This is a genomic window from Laedolimicola ammoniilytica (genome assembly GCF_025567165.1).
GTDB classification, from domain to species: domain Bacteria; phylum Bacillota; class Clostridia; order Lachnospirales; family Lachnospiraceae; genus Laedolimicola; species Laedolimicola ammoniilytica.
On sequence record NZ_JAOQKC010000003.1, the window covers coordinates 181,590 to 200,840 of the forward strand.

Here is a 19,251-nt window from a genome sequence, read left to right on the forward strand (position 1 = left end):
AGTATGAAACGAAGCTTGAAAAAATTATCGGCTCTGCTGCTCCTGATGGGACTTTTTGTACTGACCGGCTGCGCGGCCAAGGAGACTCTTCCGAACGAGGAAGTATACCAGGGCAAGCTCGACAGCTATGTGGAGATGCTGGCTGGTACAGATAAAGAAAGCCTGGATGCGAATCTGAGCAATCTTCAGGAGAATTATGATGATTTTGAGCAGCAGATAGCTCTGTATCCCTATATCGGCGGAACCGGACAGAAGTTTGATTTTACCGCAGACGCATACTTAAGCCTGCTGAAATCCTATGATGCCAACTTTGATGAGTTCGGCGACTTTGTAGGCCTGAAGGAATATGAGGGCGGCACCACCGACAAGGATGGCAATGTAACCTACACCGCTGTCTATGAGTTCACAGATCATGACATGCGTCTGGCTCTGGAGTTTGATAAGGACAACATTATTACAACCGTAACCATGGACCCCATTTACAGCAAGGGTGAGATTGCCGAGAAGGCAGCCCTGAATACCCTGATCGGTATGGGCTCTGTATTTGCAGTACTGATTCTGCTTGCGTTTATCATTTCCCTGTTCCGGTACGTATCTGTATTTGAGAACCGTGGAAAGGCAAAGAAGGATACGGCAGAGAAGGTGGCAGCGCCCGCGTCGGCTCCTGCTCCTGTAGCACCCGCGGCACCTGCACCGGAAGATGACCTGCAGCTTATCGCTGTCATCACTGCGGCTATCGCGGCAGCAGAGGGTACATCCACCGATGGCTTTGTAGTGCGTTCTATCAGGCGCAGAAGCAACAACAAATGGAATAAAGCATAGCGCATGCTCATATTTAGGAGGATTCATAGAGATGAAAAATTATACAATTACCGTAAATGGCGTAGCTTATGATGTAGTCGTAGAAGAAAAAGGCGCAGGCGCAGCACCGGTAGCAGCAGCTCCCGCAGCGGCACCCGCAGCAGCTCCGGCACCGGCAGCAGCACCGAAGGCAGCAGCCGCAGCGGCGGGCTCTGTAGAGGTAAAGGCTTCCGTACCGGGTAAGGTACTGAAGGTAGAGGCAAGCGTCGGACAGGCCGTGAAGTCCGGAGACAGCATCGTTATTCTTGAGGCAATGAAGATGGAGATCCCGGTAGTAGCACCCCAGGACGGCACCGTAGCAGGCATCAACGTAAGCGTAGGCCAGGCTGTAGAGTCCGGAGATTTACTGGCATCCCTGAACTAATGGCATAGCCTTAAGAGAAATCAACGGAGGTTAAGACATGGGATACATTTTAGAAACCCTGGGAAACCTCATGCATCAGACCGCGTTTTTTAACCTGACCTGGGGAAATTACGTCATGGTCCTGGTGGCATGCGTGTTCCTGTATCTGGCTATCAAAAAAGAGTACGAGCCTCTTCTTCTGGTTCCGATCGCTTTTGGTATGCTTCTTGTAAATATATATCCGGATATTATCGCAAGTCCGGAGGAAACATCAAACGGAGTAGGCGGACTTCTGTACTACTTCTATGTACTGGATGAGTGGTCTGTCCTGCCGTCCCTGATCTTCATGGGCGTCGGAGCCATGACCGACTTCGGTCCGCTGATTGCGAATCCGAAGAGCTTCCTTCTGGGAGCGGCAGCTCAGTTCGGTATTTTCGCAGCTTATCTGGGCGCTATGCTCATGGGCTTTTCCGACAAGGCGGCAGCGGCTATCTCCATCATCGGTGGAGCAGACGGCCCGACTTCCATCTTCCTGGCCGGAAAGCTGGAGCAGACCGCTTTGCTTGGACCCATTGCGGTAGCTGCTTATTCCTATATGTCTCTGGTTCCGATTATTCAGCCGCCTATCATGAAGCTGCTGACGACCGAGAAAGAACGTAAAATCAAGATGGAGCAGCTTCGCCCGGTATCTAAGCTGGAGAAGATCCTGTTCCCGATTATTGTAACCATCGTTGTCTGCCTGATTCTGCCGACCACCGCTCCGCTGGTAGGCGCCCTGATGCTGGGTAACCTGTTCCGCGAGTCCGGCGTGGTACGTCAGCTGATGGATACAGCGTCCAACGCCCTGATGTACATCGTTGTTATTCTGCTTGGTACCTCTGTAGGAGCGACCACCAGCGCAGAGGCATTCCTGAATATCAGCACACTGAAGATCGTAGCCCTGGGTCTGATCGCCTTCGCATTCGGAACCGCAGCCGGCGTTCTTCTGGGCAAGGTTATGTGCGTACTCAGCAAGGGTAAGATCAATCCGCTGATCGGTTCTGCCGGAGTATCCGCAGTGCCGATGGCAGCCCGTGTATCACAGAAGGTAGGAGCGGAAGCGGATCCGACCAACTTCCTGCTGATGCATGCCATGGGACCGAACGTAGCCGGAGTTATCGGTACGGCTGTAGCAGCCGGAACCTTTATGGCAATTTTTGGAATTTAACCGAATCAAGTAAGTCCCCTGCTTCAATTGCGAAAAGCAATAAGCAATGGGGGGGACTTGCTTGTATCAGGAGGAGTGCAAACTCCTTCTGATAAACTGCGGAGCAGTTATTCGGTTATGAGCAAGTAGCGAAGCGGATTGCGAATATCCGCTTTAATGATGCCAGACTCAAAAAATCAGATGGCATTCGTGCCTGCACGATAAGACATCTGACTTTGGGAGCCGTAATAATAGGAGGAACTATTATGTCAGATATGAAACCGGTACAGATTACCGAGACTATACTGCGTGACGCACATCAGTCTCTGATTGCTACACGTATGTCCACAGAGCAGATGCTGCCCATCGTGGAAAAACTGGATCAGGTAGGCTACCATTCCCTGGAGTGCTGGGGAGGAGCTACCTTCGACGCATCCCTTCGTTTCCTGCATGAGGATCCCTGGGAGAGACTTCGTAAAATCAAAGACAAGGCAAAGAAAACTCCGCTGCAGATGCTGTTCCGTGGACAGAACATTCTGGGTTACCGTCCCTACGGCGACGACGTAGTAGAGTACTTTGTACAGAAATCTATCGCAAATGGTATCGATATTATCCGTATCTTTGACTGCCTGAACGATCTGCGTAACCTGCAGACAGCAGTAAAGGCTGCCAACAAAGAGAACGGCCATGCACAGGTAGCGTTGTCCTACACCCTGGGCGACGCGTATACACTGGAATACTGGACCACCATGGCGAAGAACATCGAGGAGATGGGCGCGAACTCCATCTGTATCAAGGATATGGCCGGCCTGCTGCTTCCGTACAAGGCTACTGAGCTGGTTAAGGCACTGAAAGAGACCGTTAAGATTCCGATTCAGCTGCATACACACTATACCTCCGGCGTGGCTTCCATGACCTACTTAAAGGCAGTAGAGGCCGGCGTAGACGTCATCGACTGTGCCATGTCTCCCTTCGCTCTGGGAACTTCCCAGCCGGCAACTGAGGTTATGGTTGAAACCTTCAAGGGTACTCCCTACGATACAGGCTATGATCAGAAGCTTCTGGCTGAGATCGCAGACTACTTCCGTCCCATGCGTGACGAGGCTCTGGAGAGCGGCCTGCTGAACCCGAAGAACCTGGGCGTGAATATCAAGACCCTGCTGTATCAGGTACCGGGCGGTATGCTGTCCAACCTGACTTCCCAGCTGAAGGATCTGGGTGCTTCCGACAAGTACTACGAGGTACTGGAGGAGGTTCCGCGTGTACGTAAGGACTTCGGTGAGTGCCCGCTGGTAACTCCGTCCTCCCAGATTGTAGGTACACAGGCTGTTATGAACATAGTAGGCGGCGAGCGCTACAAGATGGTAACCAAGGAGTCCAAGGATCTGCTGTCCGGCCACTATGGCAAGACTGTAAAGCCCTTCAATCCGGAGGTTCAGAAGAAGTGTATCGGCGACGCCGAGGTGATCACCTGCCGTCCGGCAGACCTGGTTCCGAACGAATTAGAGACTCTGGAGAGCGAGATGAAGCAGTACGAGGAGCAGCCGGAGGACGTTCTGACCTACGCACTGTTCCCGCAGGTAGCGACCGACTTCTTCAAGTACAGAGACGCACAGCAGAAGAAGATGGACGCAACTGTTGCGGACACCGAGAATGGAGCATATCCGGTTTAATCCGAATAACAGATTGCCGATAGGGCAAAAATGTGGTACACTAACAGCGTTGGCGGGTTTTTGCCAACGCTGTTTTTCGTATAATAGAAAATTTTTATTTTAAATGATCATAACAGGAGTTTGCGGATGAGCAAGGTTTTAATCGTGGGCGGCGGCGCAGCCGGTATGCTGGCCTCCATCTTCGCGGCACGTAACGGCCATGAAGTCCACGTCTATGAAAAAAATGAAAAGCTGGGTAAGAAGCTGTATATTACGGGAAAGGGTCGCTGTAATCTGACCAATGCCTGCGATATGGACGCTCTTTTTGCCAGTGTGCGGACCAATTCCCGGTTTTTGTACAGCGCTTTCTATGGTTTTACCAATCAGGACGCTATGACCTTCTTTGAAGAGGAGGGACTGAAAATCAAGATCGAGCGGGGCGAGCGGGTGTTCCCCCTGTCGGACAAATCTGCAGACGTCCTGGATACCCTGCGGCGCAGCATGCGCCGGGCCGGTGTGGAGATTCACCTGAATACAGAGGTGAAGGAGCTGATTCTGGAGGACGGACAGGCCAGGGGGCTGATTCTGGCAGATAAGACCCGGGTGGACGGCGACGGAGTGATCGTGGCCACCGGAGGGCTTTCTTATCCGGTGACCGGCTCGACCGGCGACGGATATCGCTTCGCAAAGGAAGCGGGACATAAGGTGACAGACTGTATCCCTTCCCTGACACCTTTCAATATCCGGGAGGATTTTGTAAAAGAATTACAGGGACTTTCCCTGAAAAATGTGGAGCTTCGCATTTACAACGGGAAAAAAGAGGTGTTCCGGGAGTTTGGGGAAATGATGTTTACCCATTTCGGCATTACGGGACCGCTGGTGCTGACAGCCAGCAGCTTTGTGGGAACTCTGGCAGCCCGGCAGGAGCTTCGGGCCGTGCTGGATCTGAAGCCTGCCTTAAGCGAGGAACAGCTGGATCAGAGGGTGCTGAGAGAGTTTGACGCGAACCCCAATAAAAGCTTTAAAAATGTCATCGGCAGCCTGTTTCCGGCAAAGCTGACCCCGGTCATGATTGGGCTAAGCGGCATGGATCCGGATAAAAAGGTTCATGATATCTCCCGGGAGGAACGGCTAAATTTCGTAAGGCTGACTAAGGGCCTGTCCGTGACGGTGACCGGACTTCGGGATTATAAGGAAGCCATTATCACCAAGGGCGGCGTGGCGGTAAAGGAGATCAATCCTTCTACCATGGAGTCGAAATTAGTAAAGGGATTATATTTTATCGGCGAGGTGCTGGATCTGGATGCGGTGACCGGAGGCTTTAACCTTCAGATTGCCTGGTCCACAGCCTACGCGGCCGGTAATGCGATATAGAGGAGGAGCATATGAGTTATCAGATAGCGATTGACGGACCTGCGGGAGCAGGAAAAAGTACCATTGCCAAGGCAGTAGCAAAGAAGCTGGGCTACATTTACGTGGACACGGGAGCCATGTACCGGGCTATGGCGCTGTATCTGCTGCGCCAGGGAATCCGGGCGGACGAATGTGAAAAGATCAGCGCGGCAAGCCGCGACGCGGACATTACGATTGTATACCGGGACGGTCTCCAGCAGGTGCTTCTGAACGGGGAGAATGTGACCGGCTTCTTACGTACCGAGGAGGTAGGCAATATGGCTTCGGCGTCTTCGGTCAACCGGGACGTGCGCCTGAAGCTGGTGGAGCTTCAGAGAGAGCTGGCCGAGCGGGAAAACGTCGTGATGGACGGCCGGGATATTGGCACCTATGTGCTTCCGAAGGCCAATGTAAAGGTATATCTGACGGCCTCCGCTGCCTGCCGCGCGAAGCGTCGTTACGATGAGCTGACTGAAAAGGGCGAGAGCTGCGATCTGGCAGCCATTGAGGCAGACATCGTGGAACGTGACAAGCGGGATATGGAGCGGGAATTCGCGCCCCTTCGTCAGGCGGAAGATGCGGTTTACGTGGATTCCTCGGATATGACCATCGAAGAGGTGATTGAGGCGATTACCGCCCTGATCCGCTAGAGGAGGCGCATATGGAAGTAAGGCTTGCGAAGACGGCCGGGTTCTGCTTCGGCGTGCGCCGGGCGGTGGATACGGTATATGGACAGATAGAGAAGGAGAAAGGCCCTATTTACACCTATGGCCCCATTGTACACAATGAGATGGTGGTGCAGGAGCTGGAAAAAAAGGGCGTCCGCGTCCTGAACTCCCTGGAGGAGCTGAAGAAACTGACCGGAGGCACCGTGATTATCCGGGCTCACGGAGTGGGAAAGGAAATCTATGACCTGCTGGAGCGGCAGGGCGTGAATCTGGTGGACGCCACCTGTCCCTTTGTCAAAAAGATTCACCGGATTGCCCAGAAGGAGGAGGCCAACGGCCGGCGTATCCTGATTATCGGAAATGCGAAACACCCGGAGGTGGAAGGAATCCGGGGCTGGTGCAAAGCGCCCTCTTACGTGGTGGAATCCCCGGAAGAGGCGGAAAACCTCAGGATTCCGGCGGGTGAAAAGCTGTGTATCGTATCCCAGACGACATTTAATTACAATAAATTTGAAGATATAGTTGAAATTATTTCAAAAAAGGGGTATGATATAATTGTTTTAAATACGATCTGTAGTGCAACAGAGGAGCGGCAGACGGAAGCCCGGGAAATTGCAGCCGATGTAGATGCAATGATTGTGATCGGGGGACGCCACAGCTCAAACACTCAGAAGCTATTTGAAATATGTAAAAAAGAATGTGAAAATACTTACTATATACAGTCACTTGATGATTTGGATTTGAAGACATCGCAGTCCATCCGTTGCGTAGGTATTACAGCAGGGGCTTCGACCCCAAACAAAATTATTGAGGAGGTTCAAAAACATGTCAGAATTAAGTTTTGAACAAATGCTTGAAGGTTCACTGAAAACAATAAGAAACGGAGAGGTTGTCGAAGGCACTGTGATTGATGTCAAAGAAGATGAAGCCATTTTGAACATTGGCTACAAATCCGACGGTATCCTGACCAAGAGCGAGTACAGCAACAGCCCGGTAGACCTGACCACAGTGATCCATGTAGGCGATACGATGGAAGTTAAGGTTCTGAAGGTAAATGACGGCGAGGGACAGGTTCTCCTGACCTACAAGCGTCTGGCAGCAGAGAAGGGCAGCAAGCGTCTGAAAGAGGCTTTCGAGAACGAGGAAGTTCTGACCGCACCGGTTACCCAGGTTCTGGACGGCGGCTTAAGCGTTGTTGTAGATGAGTCCAGAGTATTTATCCCGGCAAGCCTGGTATCTGATACCTATGAGAAGAATCTGGCTAAGTATGAAGGCCAGGAGATCAGCTTCGTAATTACAGAGTTCAATCCGCGCCGCGGCCGTATCATCGGCAACCGCAAGCAGCTGATCGTTGCTGAGAAGGCAGAGAAGCAGAAAGAGCTCTTCGAGCGCATCCATGTAGGCGATGTGGTAGAGGGCGTTGTTAAGAACGTAACCGATTTCGGTGCATTCGTAGATCTGGGCGGAGCAGACGGTCTGCTTCATATCTCTGAGATGTCCTGGGGACGCGTAGAGAACCCGAAGAAGGTATTCAAGGTTGGCGAGAAGCTCAATGTCCTGATTAAGGATATCCGTGATACCAAGATCGCCCTGAGCCTGAAGTTCGAGGATCAGAATCCGTGGCTGTATGCTGCAGATAAGTATGCAGTAGGCAATGTAGTTACCGGTAAGGTAGCAAGAATGACAGACTTCGGCGCATTCGTAGAGCTGGAGCCGGGCGTGGACGCACTGCTTCACGTATCCCAGATTTCCAGAGAGCATGTGGAGAAGCCGTCTGACGTATTGAGCATCGGTCAGGAGATCGAGGCAAAGGTTGTAGATTTCAACGGCGAGGATAAGAAGATTTCCCTGAGCATGAAGGCTCTGCAGAGCAATGAGAATGCAGGAGATGTTGAGGACGTAGACATCGACGCAGTAGCTGCTGAGGAAGAGTAAGCATAGTATTTTCTATACGGATATACACAGACGGGAGGACAGGCACTTGGGCGTGCGTGTCCTCATGTCTTGTTCGGGCATCTTTTGAACAGAACAGGAAATCCCCCAATTTAGGGTAAAGTACACAAGGAGAAGACAGCATGTGGAATATACGGATTGCCGGTGAGGATCTCTATCATATCGTCAACTGGTTTTATATCTATAGCTTCCTGGGATGGCTCTGGGAAAGCTCCTATGTATCTGTGAAAGAGAAGAAACTGGTCAACCGAGGCTTTGTGGCCGGGCCGGTCTGCACCATCTACGGCTTCGGCGCCGTCATCGTCTATCTGATTCTGAAGCCCATTTCCGGCAATATCCTTCTGCTGTATCTGGGCGGTGTCATCGTACCGACGATTCTGGAATATGTTACGGCGGTTCTGATGGAGAATCTGTTCCATACGAGTTGGTGGGATTACAGCAAGAACAAGTATAATTTCCAGGGACGTATCTGCCTGGGGGCGTCGCTGGGATGGGGGGCGTTTTCCGTGATTCTCTTTTATGTATTTCAGCCCTTTGTGGAACGGATTGTGGCGCTGTACAGCGTAGCTACCGGAGAGCTTCTGGTACGGATTGCGACCCTGGTCTACGCGGTGGATTTCGGCATGTCCTATATGAACGCCATGCAGATCGGCGAGAAGCTGCGGAATATGGACGCAGTTATGGACGAGCTGTACGAGTACATCCAAAATACAAAGCTCTATGAGAGCACCGAAGAACTCAAAGGCCGTCTGGCCCATTACCGCCTGCCTGAGTATGTGCCGGAGCTGAAGAGCCGTCTGGAGAACCGCGTCAACGCCATGGTGGCCTTCGCAGGCGAGTCTCCTGAGGACTTCAAGGCCCGTCAGGAGAGCCGTCTGGCCGAGCTGACAGAGCGGTTTGGCGCGGCGCAGAAGCGCTTTGAGCGGCTGAAGGGCATGGGCAATGTATTTACCAGACGTACCATGAACGCGTACCCGAACATGAAGTCCCGGGCACAGGCGCTGAAAGAGCGTACAGTACGGAAATTGGAAAAAGACAACAAGTAATTTATATACCGGAGTGATAAGGATTCATGGCACATGTGACGTTTAAGGGCGGAGTCTTTCCGCATAAGAGAAAACGGTTTACGAGAGAGAAAGCATTGGAGGAATACCGGCCGAAGGGCGATCTGGTCTATCCCTTGCGTCAGCATATCGGCGGCACGGCCGTGCCGGTGGTGACAGTGGGCGACCGGGTGCTGGAAGGTCAGCTTCTGGCGAAGGCCAGCGGCGATATTTCCGCGCCGGTACACGCATCCGTGTCCGGTACGGTGAAGGCCATCGAGCCCAGAAAGACGGTATCCGGCAAGGAGATACTGTCTATCGTGGTAGAAAATGACGGACAGTATGAGAGAATTCCGGATCCGGAGATCTGGCCCTGGCAGGAGATGGAAGCAAGCGAGCGTCTGCGCCGGATTCGGGACGCCGGCGTAGTCGGCATGGGCGGAGCCGGTTTCCCGACCCATATCAAGCTGGCAGTCCGCAATCCCAAACGCATCCGTTATGTGCTGGTGAACGGTACAGAATGTGAGCCCTATATGACCAGTGACTATCGTAGAATGCTGGAGTCGCCGGAGGAGCTGGTAGAGGGACTTCGGATCGTCTTAAGCCTGTTTGAGCGTGCCACCGGTATCTTTGCCATCGAGGACAATAAGCGGGACGCCATCACGGCGATCCAGCTGGCCAGCGGCAGTGAATCCCGGATGGAGGTTCGGGTACTGGAAACCAAGTATCCCCAGGGCGCGGAGCGTATGCTGATTTACGCCTGCACCGGAGCGGAGATCAATTCTTCTCAGCTTCCGGCGGACGCGGGCTGTATCGTACTGAATGTGGAGACCCTGCATGCCATTTATGAGGCCCTAGTGCTGGGGCGTCCTGTCACCAGGCGGGCCGTGACTGTGACCGGAAAGGCGCTGAAGGCTCCGAAAAATCTGCTGATTCCCATCGGCACCAGCTTTTCCGAACTTCCGGAAGCAGCCGGGGGCTACGCAAAGCCGCCGAAGAAGTTTGTCTGCGGCGGTCCCATGCGTGGTGTGGCCATGAAGAGCCTGGACGTGCCGGTGACCAAGACAGTGACCGGATTCCTGTGCATGAGCCAGGATTATACGGATAAGGCGGGTGTCTGCATCCGCTGTGGAGCCTGTACGGAGGCCTGCCCGATTCATTTGCTGCCCACGAAGCTTGCGGACGCGGCGGAGGCAGAAAAAGAGCAGGAGTTCCGGGATATGAACGGTATGGAATGTCTGGGCTGCGGAAGCTGCAGCTTTGTATGCCCGGCTAGAAGAATGCTGGCCCCCTCCATCCAGGAGATGCGCCGGAAGCTGCTGGCCCAGGGCAGAAGATAAGGAGGAAATGATACAATGGAAAAAAACTACAGATGGATCTTTCCTCATGTAAAGGGAACGATGACGACGGCGGGCATGATGCGGATGATGCTTCTGGCGCTTCTTCCCGCGGAGATTTTCGGCGTCCTTCATTTTGGACCGCGGGTGCTTTTACACCTGTTGATTTGTATCGTTACCTGTACCCTTACTGAATTTACCTATGAGGCCTTTCGGGATAAGCCGCTGACCGTGACAGATGGAAGCGCTATGGTGACAGGCGTGCTGCTGGCTCTGATGCTGCCGGTGAACGCGCCTCTGTGGCTGGGAGCGCTGGGCGGTATCTTTGCCATCGGCGCGGTTAAGCTGCCTTTCGGAGGCCTTGGAAAGAATCGGCTGAACCCGGCCCTTTCAGGCTATTGCCTGCTGTTTCTGGCTTTTCCGAAATATATGAAGGATTACAGCTTTGGAAGCTTTGGTTCCCGGACGCTTCTGGGACAGCTTTTATCCGGGCAGACCGTGGATCCGTATCCCATGCTCTGGGGAAATACCAACGGCAGTATCGGTACAGTTTCAGCGTTGATGCTTCTGATTGGCGCGGTACTGCTGCTGGCCTTTGGTATCATTCATCTGCGGATTCCGGCGGCGATTGGGGCATCCTTCCTGATTACGCTGTTTCTCGGCGCTGGAAAGGGCTTTGATCAGCTCTATTTCACCACCCAGTTTCTGGGAGGCGGCCTGATTCTGGGCTCATTCTTTGTGGCGACGGACTGTGTGACGTCACCGATTACGAGAAAAGGACAGATCTGGTACGGCGTGCTGATTGGCGTCATGACGGCGGCACTTCGGCTGGCCGGGATAGAAGAGGGTATGGTGTACGCAATCCTGGTATCGAATCTGTGCGTGCCGTTTATGGAACAACTGACGGTGCCGAAGCCCTTCGGAAGAAGAAAACCGGTACAGGTTTCACAGAACAGGAGACAGTCATGATTGCGTACATCAAAGGTGCTTTAGCTTATACAGAACCGGAAGAAGGCGTGGCAGTTCTGGAGAGCGGAGGAATTGGCTATCGGATTCTCCTTTCCGGACGGGATCTGGATCTGCTGCCTCCGGTGGGCGAGGAACTTCGCCTGTATACGCATCTGCAGGTGCGGGAGGATGCCTTCGTGCTGTTTGGCTTTTTCACGAAGGAGGATCGGAAGCTGTTCCAGCAGCTTCTCGGAGTCAATGGCATTGGTCCAAAGGCGGCCCTCGGTGTGCTGACAGCCCTGTCGGCAGACGATTTGCGTTTTGCAGTGCTGGCAGACGACGCGAAGGCCATCGCAAAGGCTCCTGGTATCGGAATCAAGACGGCTCAGAAGCTGATTCTGGAGCTGAAGGATAAATTAAGTCTCGAGGAGGCCTTTGAGGCGCGCCTGGAGAACCAACAGACCAAGGCGGCCGCGGGCGCAGCGTCGGATTTGAGCGAGGCGAGAAACGAAGCGGTGGAGGCGTTGACGGCTCTCGGTTACTCGGCTTCCGAATCATTGAAGGCCGTGCGGAAGGTAGAAGCAGCGGACGGCATGAGTGTAGAGGATATTTTAAAGGCGGCGCTTAAATATATCAGCTTCTAGGAGACAAAGTAGATGGGAAAACGGATCATTGCAACGGAGGCCATGGAGGAGGATATCCGCACAGATTACAATCTGCGGCCTCAGACGCTGAATGAATATATCGGCCAGGAGAAGGCCAAAGAAAATCTGAAAATCTATATTCAGGCAGCCAAAGCCCGGGGAGAATCCCTGGATCATGTGCTGTTCTACGGCCCACCGGGGCTGGGCAAGACCACATTGGCCGGTATTATCGCCAATGAGATGGGCGTTCATTTGAAGGTGACCTCCGGTCCGGCTATCGAAAAGCCGGGGGAGATAGCGGCGATTCTCAATAACCTGTCCGAGGGCGACGTACTCTTTGTGGACGAGATCCACAGGCTGAATCGGCAGGTAGAGGAAGTGCTGTACCCGGCCATGGAGGACTTCGCCATCGATATCGTCATCGGAAAGGGCGCCTCAGCCCGGTCTATCCGGCTGGATTTGCCGCATTTTACCCTGATTGGAGCGACGACCCGGGCGGGACTGCTGACTGCACCTCTGCGGGATCGCTTCGGTGTGGTACATCACCTGGAATTCTATACAGATGAGGAGCTGCAGACCATCGTAGAGCGCTCGGCGGATGTGCTGGGGGTGGAAATCGATCCGCAAGGTGCGTTGGAGCTGGCAAGACGTTCCCGGGGAACGCCGCGTCTGGCGAACCGGCTTCTGAAGCGGGTGCGCGATTTCGCTCAGGTCAAATACGACGGGAAGATCACGAAGGAGATTGCGGATTTCGCGTTGGATCTGCTGGAGGTGGATCGCTACGGTCTCGATCAGATTGACCGGCGGATTCTTATGACCATGATTGAGAAATTCATGGGCGGCCCGGTGGGACTGGACACTTTGGCGGCGGCCATCGGCGAGGATTCCGGCACCATTGAGGATGTGTACGAGCCCTATCTGATCAAGAAGGGCTTCATCAACCGGACGCCCCGGGGCCGGGTGGTCACGGAGTTAGGATATCATCACCTGGGTGTTGTGCCGGAGGGCGGTAGTATGTTATAATATCCAAAAAGTCAAAGGACGTGAACATAATGGCGATGAAGAACGCAGTGGAAGTGGTGGTCGATGGCCGGGTCTACAAGATCAGCGGCTACGAGAGTCAGGAATACATGCATCAGATAGCAGTCTATATCAATGAGAAAATGACCCAGTGCCACAATACGGAAAATTACCGGAAGCAGAGCAGTGACCAGCGGCAGTTGATGCTCAGCATGAACCTGGCGGACGATTATTTCAAAGCCAAGAATCAGGCCGAGAGGCTGACGGCGGAGCTGGAGAAGAAGGAGCGGGAGTTGTACAGCGTCCGGCATGACCTGATTGAAGCTCAGCTGGAGATAGAGAATCTGAAAAAAGAGAAGAAGGCAGGATCCGGACAGAATAACCGCAGGAATGAGCAGCATGAGGGAAAGCAGAATAATGCCGTGAATGCCGCGAATAACGGCAATCAGAAAAACGGAAATAACACACAGAGATAAAGGGGGGAGGGCGCCAGACGGATTTTTGGCGTCCTTTTCATGAAATAGGAAACCTGTTCCATGAAAAGCCCTCCGGGCGAGATTCTATTTACAGAACTAAAACAGTGGAGGAAGAGACATGAGACATCAGACAGAGCTTCTGGCTCCGGCAGGATCCTTTGAGAGTCTGCGAGCCGCGGTCAATGCAGGAGCGGACGCCGTCTATATCGGCGGTACCAGGTTTGGCGCGCGGGCCTATGCGGAGAATCCGGATGAGAAGGGCCTGTGCGAAGCCATCGAATTCGCCCATCTGCACGGCTGTGACCTGTACCTGACGGTCAATACGCTTTTGAAGGACGCAGAGCTGGAAGAGCTGGGTACTTATTTGAAGCCTTATTATGAGAGCGGCCTGGATGCGGTCATTGTCCAGGATATGGGCGTCTTTTCCTATATCCGCGAGAACTTCCCGGATCTGGATATTCATGCCAGCACCCAGATGACGGTTCTGGGCGCGGAGGGAGCAGAATTTCTGAAAAAGCAGGGAGCCACCCGGGTGGTGACGGCCCGGGAGCTGTCCTTACAGGAAATACAGCGGATCCACGATACGGTGGATGTGGAGATCGAGAGTTTTATCCATGGAGCCCTCTGCTATTGTTATTCCGGCCAGTGTCTGATGAGCAGCATGTTCGGCGGCCGCAGCGGCAACCGGGGCCGGTGCGCCCAGCCCTGTCGCCTGCCCTATCAGCTGGAAGGGGACGGAAAGCTGCTTGGTAAAAAGGGAGAAGAATACATCTTAAGCCCAAAGGACATGTGTACCATCGAAATTCTGCCGGAGATTCTGAAGGCAGGCGTCTGTTCTCTGAAGATCGAGGGACGGATGAAGCGGCCCGAGTACACGGCGGGCGTGGTACGGGTCTATCGAAAATATCTCGACTGCTATCTGGAATACGGTGCGGAAAAGTATCATGTGGATCCGAGGGATTACGGCGAGCTCCAGGCCCTTTATAACCGGGGCGGCTTTTCCAGAGGCTATTATCAGGTACACAATGGCCGGGATATGATTTCCCTGACCAGGCCCAGCCATTTCGAGGAGAAGGGGAAGAAGGCCATGCAGGAAAAGCAGCGGTACGAGGCCCTTCTTCAGGAGATCAAAAAAGAATATTTGGACAAGGATAAAAAGGAGACCATTGAGGGCAGCTTTCAGATTTCTCTGGAAAGGCCTTCAGAGCTTACCGTCCGGTATCGGGAGGCGGAGGTCCACGTAGAGGGGGAAGCCGGCCAGGTACCGAAAAACCAGCCCATGACCGAGGCGGATATCCGCAAGCAGCTTCAGAAGACCGGCGATACACCCTTCACATTCGGAAAGCTGTCCATTCAAATGGATGGCGATATCTTTTGTCCAAACGGCCAGTTGAACCGGATGCGCCGGGAAGCGCTGGAGAAGCTAATGGAGCAGTGTACGGCGGGAACGCGTAGAACAGCGGAAGGACTTCCGGAAGCCCGTATGTCCAAAAAGGCAGAGAGAGGCAGCGCTAAAAAATCGCAGAAGTCCGCTCATTTTCCGCTTCGAGTACAGTTGGAACAGGCGGATTATCTGAACGAAGTGCTGGATTTCCCGGAGGTGCGGGCCATCTATCTGACCAGCGAAAAGCTGGATTTCCAGAAACTTCCGGAGTATGCAGAGGCCTGCCATGAGGCAGGAAAAGAGTGCCTGCTGGTGCTGCCGGCCATTTTCCGGACGCCGGCCAGACAGTGGTTTGAGGAGCGGATGGAGCTCTTAAGGAATGCTGGCTTAGACGGTCTGGTGCTGAAAAATCTGGAAGAGCTGGAATTTGTAAAAAAGCAGGGTCTGGAACTGCCGCTGATTGGCGATCATAATCTGTATAGCTGGAATCGCGAGGCAAGCATATTCTGGAAAAAACAGGGAATTACAGGGGAGACTCTTCCCCTGGAGCTGAATGACCGGGAGCTGCGGGAGCGGGGAGCCGACGGCGCCGAGCTTGTGGCCTACGGCTATCTGCCGCTGATGACTTCGGCGGGCTGTCTTCACCGGACGGTGGAGCGCTGCGATCACAAAGAGACGGTGCGGATGCTGGTGGATCGCTACAAGAAGGAATTTCCGGCTGTCAATTACTGCCGCTACTGCTATAATGTAATTTACAACAGCGAGCCGCTGTCACTTCTGAACAATAAGGAAGAGATTGAGCGGATTGCGCCGGAGTCCTTACGTCTTTGTTTTACCCTGGAGAGTCGGAAAGAACTGCGCCGGATCCTGAAGGATTACGTGGATGTATTTTGCGGCGACGCGCCCGGACGGAAACCGGAGTACAGCTACACGAAGGGACATTTAAAACGGGGAGTACAGTAAGTATATGGTCTTATTGATTACTGATTTATCCAAATATGCATTTATTATCCTGATTGCGCTTTACACGTCCTTAAGCTATTCCGTGCTGCGAAAGCGGGATCAGGAGGAGGTGCGCCACGGCTTCCGGCTGCAGATTCTGAACCTGTTTCTGATTCATGCCCTGGCCTTTGTGGTTCTGTATATGCAGACCGGGGAAATGAAGCTGGCGGTGTTCTACGCTTTTCAGTTTTTTCTGCTGCAGGCGGTGCTGGTATTCACGAGGATTATCTATCCGAAGGTAAACAGACTGGTGCTGAACAATATGTGTCTGCTGCTGGCCATCGGCTTTATTATGCTGACGCGGTTGTCCTATGACAAGGCAGTGCGGCAGTTTCAGATTGCGGCGGTGGCGCTGGCAGTGGCCCTGATTGTGCCGGTACTGATTCGAAAATGCGCGTTTTTGCAGAAGCTTCCGTGGCTCTACGGGCTGTGTGGCCTGGCGCTTCTGATGGCCGTAGCGGTTGTCGGTAAGACGACTTCAGGCGCAAAGCTGTCATTGGTCATTGGAAAATTCGTGTTCCAGCCCAGTGAGTTCGTGAAAATCACCTTTGTATTTTTTGTGGCGGCCATGCTGAGTAAAAGTACGGAATTCTCAGATGTGGTGCGGACGACCATTCTGGCGGCGGCCCATGTGTTGGTGCTGGTGGCCTCCAGCGACCTGGGCGGCGCGCTTCTGTTCTTTGTGACCTATCTGGTCATGCTCTATGTGGCTACGAAGAAGCCCCTGTATTTTTTGGCTGGCCTGGGGGCCGGTTCGGTGGCAGCGATCATCGGCTATCATCTGTTTGCCCATGTGCGGGTCCGGGTGCTGGCCTGGACAGACCCTTTCAGCGTCATAGAAAATGAGGGCTACCAGATCACCCAGTCTCTCTTTGCCATCGGAACGGGACGGTGGTTCGGTATGGGACTGAATTTGGGCATGCCCAATAAGATCCCGGTGGTGGAGCAGGACTTTATCTTTTCCGCCATCGCTGAGGAGCTGGGCGGTATCTTCGCGGTCTGCCTGATTCTGATTTGCATGAGCTGCTTTATCATGTTCATCAATATCGCCATGCAGATCAAGAATCGGTTTTACAAATATACGGCACTGGGCTTCGGAACCCTGTACGGTTTTCAGGTGTTCCTGACCATCGGTGGAGCCATCCGGTTTATTCCGTCCACAGGCGTGACCCTGCCGCTGGTGAGCTACGGCGGAAGCTCCCTGGTATCCAGCATCCTGATGTTTTATATCATTCAGGGCATGTATCTCTTAAAAGAAGACGAGGATTTGCAGATTGAAAAAGAACGAGCAGCCAAAGCAAGAAAAGCAAAACGGACCAAAAACGAGCAGGACAAAAAATAAAAAAAATCATGAGCTGGCGGTGATCACCTATCTGTTCATCGGCCTGTTTGCGCTGATGATCGGGTACCTCATCTATTTTGACGCGGTCTTAAGCCCGGAGGTAATCAATAATCCTTATAATTCCAGACTGGACGCTTTTGCAGAGCGGAATATCCGGGGCAATATCCTGTCCTCGGACGGCACGGTGCTGGCAGAAACCAAGGTGGCATCCGACGGCGCGGAGACCCGGGAATACCCTTACGCGAACTTGTTCGCCCATGTGGTGGGATATTCCACCCGGGGCAATACGGGCATTGAGCAGTTAGCTAATTATTACCTGCTGACATCCAGTATCTCCCCGACGGAACAGTTGAAAAATCAGGTGAAAAATGTGAAAAATCAGGGTGACGACGTGGTGACCACCCTGGACATCGATCTGCAGCGGACGGCCTACGACGCTCTGGGCAAGAACCAGGGTGCGGTGGTGGTGCTGGAGGCTTCCACGGGACGGGTACTGGCTATGGTGTCCAAGCCCGACTACGATCCGGGCACTATCAATGAGAAATGGGACACGCTGACAGCGGAGAGCTCTTCCGAGAGCGGCAGCGTCCTTTATAACCGTGCGACTCAGGGACTTTACGCGCCGGGATCCACATTCAAGATCGTGACGCTCCTGGAATATATGCGGGAAAATCCGGATTCCTATGCCGACTTTTCCTATAACTGTAAGGGAAATGTGACGGAGGGCAATTATACCATCAGCTGTTATAATAAGAAGGCCCACGGATCTGAGGATCTGACGAAGGCTTTCGCAAAGTCCTGTAACTCGGCCTTTGCGACCATCGGTCTGTCGCTGGATGAGAGTTTATTTAAAAACACCTGTGAAGAGCTGCTGTTTAATACAGAACTGCCGTCGCCGCTGACCTATTCGAAGAGTTCCTTTTCCCTGAAGACGGATGCCACACCTGCGGAGCAGATGATGACGGCCATCGGCCAGGGAAAGACCGTGGTGTCGCCCCTTCATATGGCCCTGATCGGCAGTGCCATTGCCAATGACGGCGTGCTGATGAAGCCCTATCTGCTGGAAGAGGTGCGAAGCGCCAGGGGCGCGACGGTAAAAACCTTCGATACCGAGGAATACGGCTCCCTGATGACGGCGGACGAGGCTGCCACACTGACCGAATACATGAAGGCCGTGGTGGAGAGCGGAACCGGAAGCAAACTGAAAGACCTGGGCTTTGAGATTGCAGGTAAGACCGGGACGGCTGAGTATACCAGTGATAAGAGCAAGAGCCACGCCTGGTTTGTGGGCTTTTCCGACACCGGAGATCGGGATATCGCAGTCTGCGTGCTGGTAGAAGAGCGCGGAAGCGGCAGCGAGTACGCAGTTCCCATCGCCCGCCAGATCTTCCAGGAATGGTATGGAAATAAGGCCCTGAACGATCTGATGAACGGAACCGAGTAAGGAAGCCTTAACAAACGCTTGTCAAATTTCAAAAAAAGCAGTATACTATACCTAGTTTTTGAACGCACCAGGACAGGAGGTTTTGCAATGATTGAAGCAACCAGTTGTGGCGGTGTGGTAATATTTCGAGGCAAGATTCTGCTTTTGTACAAGAATTATAAGAATCGGTACGAGGGCTGGGTGCTGCCGAAGGGGACTGTAGAGCCGGGAGAAGAGTTTAAAGAAACGGCGTTAAGAGAAGTGCGCGAGGAAACAGGCGTAGATGCTGCGATTATCAAGTATATTGGCAAGAGCCAGTATTCATTTACAGTGCCGGAGGACACGGTAGAGAAGGACGTCCACTGGTATCTGATGATGGCAGACAATTATTACAGTAAACCACAGCGCGAGGAGTATTTTGTAGATTCAGGATATTATAAGTATCACGAGGCCTATCATCTGCTGAAGTTTTCCAATGAGAAGCAGATTCTGGAGCGGGCCTACAATGAATATCTGGATCTGAAAAAAAGTAATCTCTGGGGCAATAAAAAATATTTCTAACAAGAGAAAAAGAGGG

Annotated in this window: 18 protein-coding genes; all 18 read left to right on the top strand. The window is 53.1% G+C overall.

The features are described 5' to 3' along the window. Positions 1-3: 3 nt before the first annotated feature. Complete coding sequence (locus tag OCV63_RS03420) at positions 4-822, top strand: OadG family protein (RefSeq protein ID WP_158362026.1); 819 nt, start codon at positions 4-6, stop codon at positions 820-822. 31 nt (positions 823-853) lie between these two features. Beyond that, a complete protein-coding gene (locus OCV63_RS03425) occupies positions 854-1,225 on the top strand; it encodes a biotin/lipoyl-binding carrier protein (protein ID WP_158362027.1) in 372 nt (123 codons plus the stop codon). A 37-nt stretch (positions 1,226-1,262) separates the two neighbouring features. Continuing rightward, entirely contained in the window at positions 1,263-2,411 is a 1,149-nt protein-coding gene (locus tag OCV63_RS03430) for a sodium ion-translocating decarboxylase subunit beta (RefSeq protein WP_158362028.1), read from the top strand. A gap of 245 nt (positions 2,412-2,656) precedes the next feature. Then, complete coding sequence (locus tag OCV63_RS03435) at positions 2,657-4,063, top strand: oxaloacetate decarboxylase subunit alpha (RefSeq protein ID WP_158362029.1); 1,407 nt, start codon at positions 2,657-2,659, stop codon at positions 4,061-4,063. Between the two features lie 126 nt (positions 4,064-4,189). Further along, positions 4,190-5,416, top strand: a complete 1,227-nt coding sequence (locus OCV63_RS03440; RefSeq protein WP_158362030.1) for a BaiN/RdsA family NAD(P)/FAD-dependent oxidoreductase — start codon at positions 4,190-4,192, stop codon at positions 5,414-5,416. A gap of 11 nt (positions 5,417-5,427) precedes the next feature. Then, complete coding sequence (gene cmk / locus OCV63_RS03445) at positions 5,428-6,084, top strand: (d)CMP kinase (protein WP_158362031.1); 657 nt, start codon at positions 5,428-5,430, stop codon at positions 6,082-6,084. An 11-nt stretch (positions 6,085-6,095) separates the two neighbouring features. Next, positions 6,096-6,947, top strand: coding sequence for a 4-hydroxy-3-methylbut-2-enyl diphosphate reductase (gene ispH, locus OCV63_RS03450; protein ID WP_158362032.1), 852 nt, complete (start codon positions 6,096-6,098; stop codon positions 6,945-6,947). Then, a complete protein-coding gene (rpsA, locus tag OCV63_RS03455; protein WP_158362033.1) occupies positions 6,928-8,037 on the top strand; it encodes a 30S ribosomal protein S1 in 1,110 nt (369 codons plus the stop codon). Before ispH ends, rpsA begins: the two co-directional genes overlap by 20 nt. A gap of 140 nt (positions 8,038-8,177) precedes the next feature. Further along, complete coding sequence (locus OCV63_RS03460) at positions 8,178-9,101, top strand: putative ABC transporter permease (protein ID WP_158362034.1); 924 nt, start codon at positions 8,178-8,180, stop codon at positions 9,099-9,101. A 26-nt stretch (positions 9,102-9,127) separates the two neighbouring features. Further along, positions 9,128-10,438, top strand: a complete 1,311-nt coding sequence (gene rsxC / locus OCV63_RS03465; RefSeq protein ID WP_158362035.1) for an electron transport complex subunit RsxC — start codon at positions 9,128-9,130, stop codon at positions 10,436-10,438. A 15-nt stretch (positions 10,439-10,453) separates the two neighbouring features. Continuing rightward, on the top strand, positions 10,454-11,404 hold the full coding sequence (locus OCV63_RS03470; RefSeq protein ID WP_158362036.1) for an RnfABCDGE type electron transport complex subunit D: 951 nt from the start codon (positions 10,454-10,456) through the stop codon (positions 11,402-11,404). Beyond that, entirely contained in the window at positions 11,401-12,027 is a 627-nt protein-coding gene (ruvA, locus tag OCV63_RS03475) for a Holliday junction branch migration protein RuvA (protein WP_158362037.1), read from the top strand. The genes OCV63_RS03470 and ruvA overlap by 4 nt, the downstream gene beginning before the upstream one ends. Before the next feature lie 12 nt (positions 12,028-12,039). Beyond that, entirely contained in the window at positions 12,040-13,050 is a 1,011-nt protein-coding gene (gene ruvB / locus OCV63_RS03480; RefSeq protein ID WP_158362038.1) for a Holliday junction branch migration DNA helicase RuvB, read from the top strand. 29 nt (positions 13,051-13,079) lie between these two features. Then, positions 13,080-13,523 (top strand): cell division protein ZapA, encoded by a 444-nt coding sequence (locus tag OCV63_RS03485; protein WP_158362039.1) that lies wholly within the window; start codon positions 13,080-13,082, stop codon positions 13,521-13,523. A gap of 118 nt (positions 13,524-13,641) precedes the next feature. Next, on the top strand, positions 13,642-15,870 hold the full coding sequence (locus tag OCV63_RS03490) for a U32 family peptidase (protein ID WP_158362040.1): 2,229 nt from the start codon (positions 13,642-13,644) through the stop codon (positions 15,868-15,870). 4 nt (positions 15,871-15,874) lie between these two features. Next, complete coding sequence (locus tag OCV63_RS03495) at positions 15,875-17,251, top strand: FtsW/RodA/SpoVE family cell cycle protein (protein ID WP_158362041.1); 1,377 nt, start codon at positions 15,875-15,877, stop codon at positions 17,249-17,251. After that, a complete protein-coding gene (locus OCV63_RS03500) occupies positions 17,184-18,695 on the top strand; it encodes a peptidoglycan D,D-transpeptidase FtsI family protein (RefSeq protein WP_262670626.1) in 1,512 nt (503 codons plus the stop codon). The genes OCV63_RS03495 and OCV63_RS03500 overlap by 68 nt, the downstream gene beginning before the upstream one ends. 87 nt (positions 18,696-18,782) lie before the next feature. After that, the gene (locus tag OCV63_RS03505) at positions 18,783-19,235 is read left to right on the top strand and encodes an NUDIX hydrolase (protein ID WP_158362042.1); all 453 of its coding nucleotides are present in this window, start codon (positions 18,783-18,785) and stop codon (positions 19,233-19,235) included. The last annotated feature ends 16 nt before the right edge of the window (positions 19,236-19,251 follow it).

Excerpts from the sequence above, each read along its gene's own strand:
- OCV63_RS03435 (WP_158362029.1), top strand. The coding sequence starts at position 2,657 with ATGTCAGATATGAAACCGGTACAGATTACCGAGACTATACTGCGTGAC.
- OCV63_RS03420 (WP_158362026.1), top strand. The coding sequence starts at position 4 with ATGAAACGAAGCTTGAAAAAATTATCGGCTCTGCTGCTCCTGATGGGA.
- OCV63_RS03505 (WP_158362042.1), top strand. The coding sequence starts at position 18,783 with ATGATTGAAGCAACCAGTTGTGGCGGTGTGGTAATATTTCGAGGCAAG.
- OCV63_RS03460 (WP_158362034.1), top strand. The coding sequence starts at position 8,178 with ATGTGGAATATACGGATTGCCGGTGAGGATCTCTATCATATCGTCAAC.
- ruvB (WP_158362038.1), top strand. The coding sequence starts at position 12,040 with ATGGGAAAACGGATCATTGCAACGGAGGCCATGGAGGAGGATATCCGC.
- OCV63_RS03430 (WP_158362028.1), top strand. The coding sequence starts at position 1,263 with ATGGGATACATTTTAGAAACCCTGGGAAACCTCATGCATCAGACCGCG.
- OCV63_RS03425 (WP_158362027.1), top strand. The coding sequence starts at position 854 with ATGAAAAATTATACAATTACCGTAAATGGCGTAGCTTATGATGTAGTC.
- ruvA (WP_158362037.1), top strand. The coding sequence starts at position 11,401 with ATGATTGCGTACATCAAAGGTGCTTTAGCTTATACAGAACCGGAAGAA.
- rpsA (WP_158362033.1), top strand. The coding sequence starts at position 6,928 with ATGTCAGAATTAAGTTTTGAACAAATGCTTGAAGGTTCACTGAAAACA.
- OCV63_RS03485 (WP_158362039.1), top strand. The coding sequence starts at position 13,080 with ATGGCGATGAAGAACGCAGTGGAAGTGGTGGTCGATGGCCGGGTCTAC.
- OCV63_RS03470 (WP_158362036.1), top strand. The coding sequence starts at position 10,454 with ATGGAAAAAAACTACAGATGGATCTTTCCTCATGTAAAGGGAACGATG.
- OCV63_RS03490 (WP_158362040.1), top strand. The coding sequence starts at position 13,642 with ATGAGACATCAGACAGAGCTTCTGGCTCCGGCAGGATCCTTTGAGAGT.
- OCV63_RS03440 (WP_158362030.1), top strand. The coding sequence starts at position 4,190 with ATGAGCAAGGTTTTAATCGTGGGCGGCGGCGCAGCCGGTATGCTGGCC.
- ispH (WP_158362032.1), top strand. The coding sequence starts at position 6,096 with ATGGAAGTAAGGCTTGCGAAGACGGCCGGGTTCTGCTTCGGCGTGCGC.
- rsxC (WP_158362035.1), top strand. The coding sequence starts at position 9,128 with ATGGCACATGTGACGTTTAAGGGCGGAGTCTTTCCGCATAAGAGAAAA.
- OCV63_RS03495 (WP_158362041.1), top strand. The coding sequence starts at position 15,875 with ATGGTCTTATTGATTACTGATTTATCCAAATATGCATTTATTATCCTG.
- cmk (WP_158362031.1), top strand. The coding sequence starts at position 5,428 with ATGAGTTATCAGATAGCGATTGACGGACCTGCGGGAGCAGGAAAAAGT.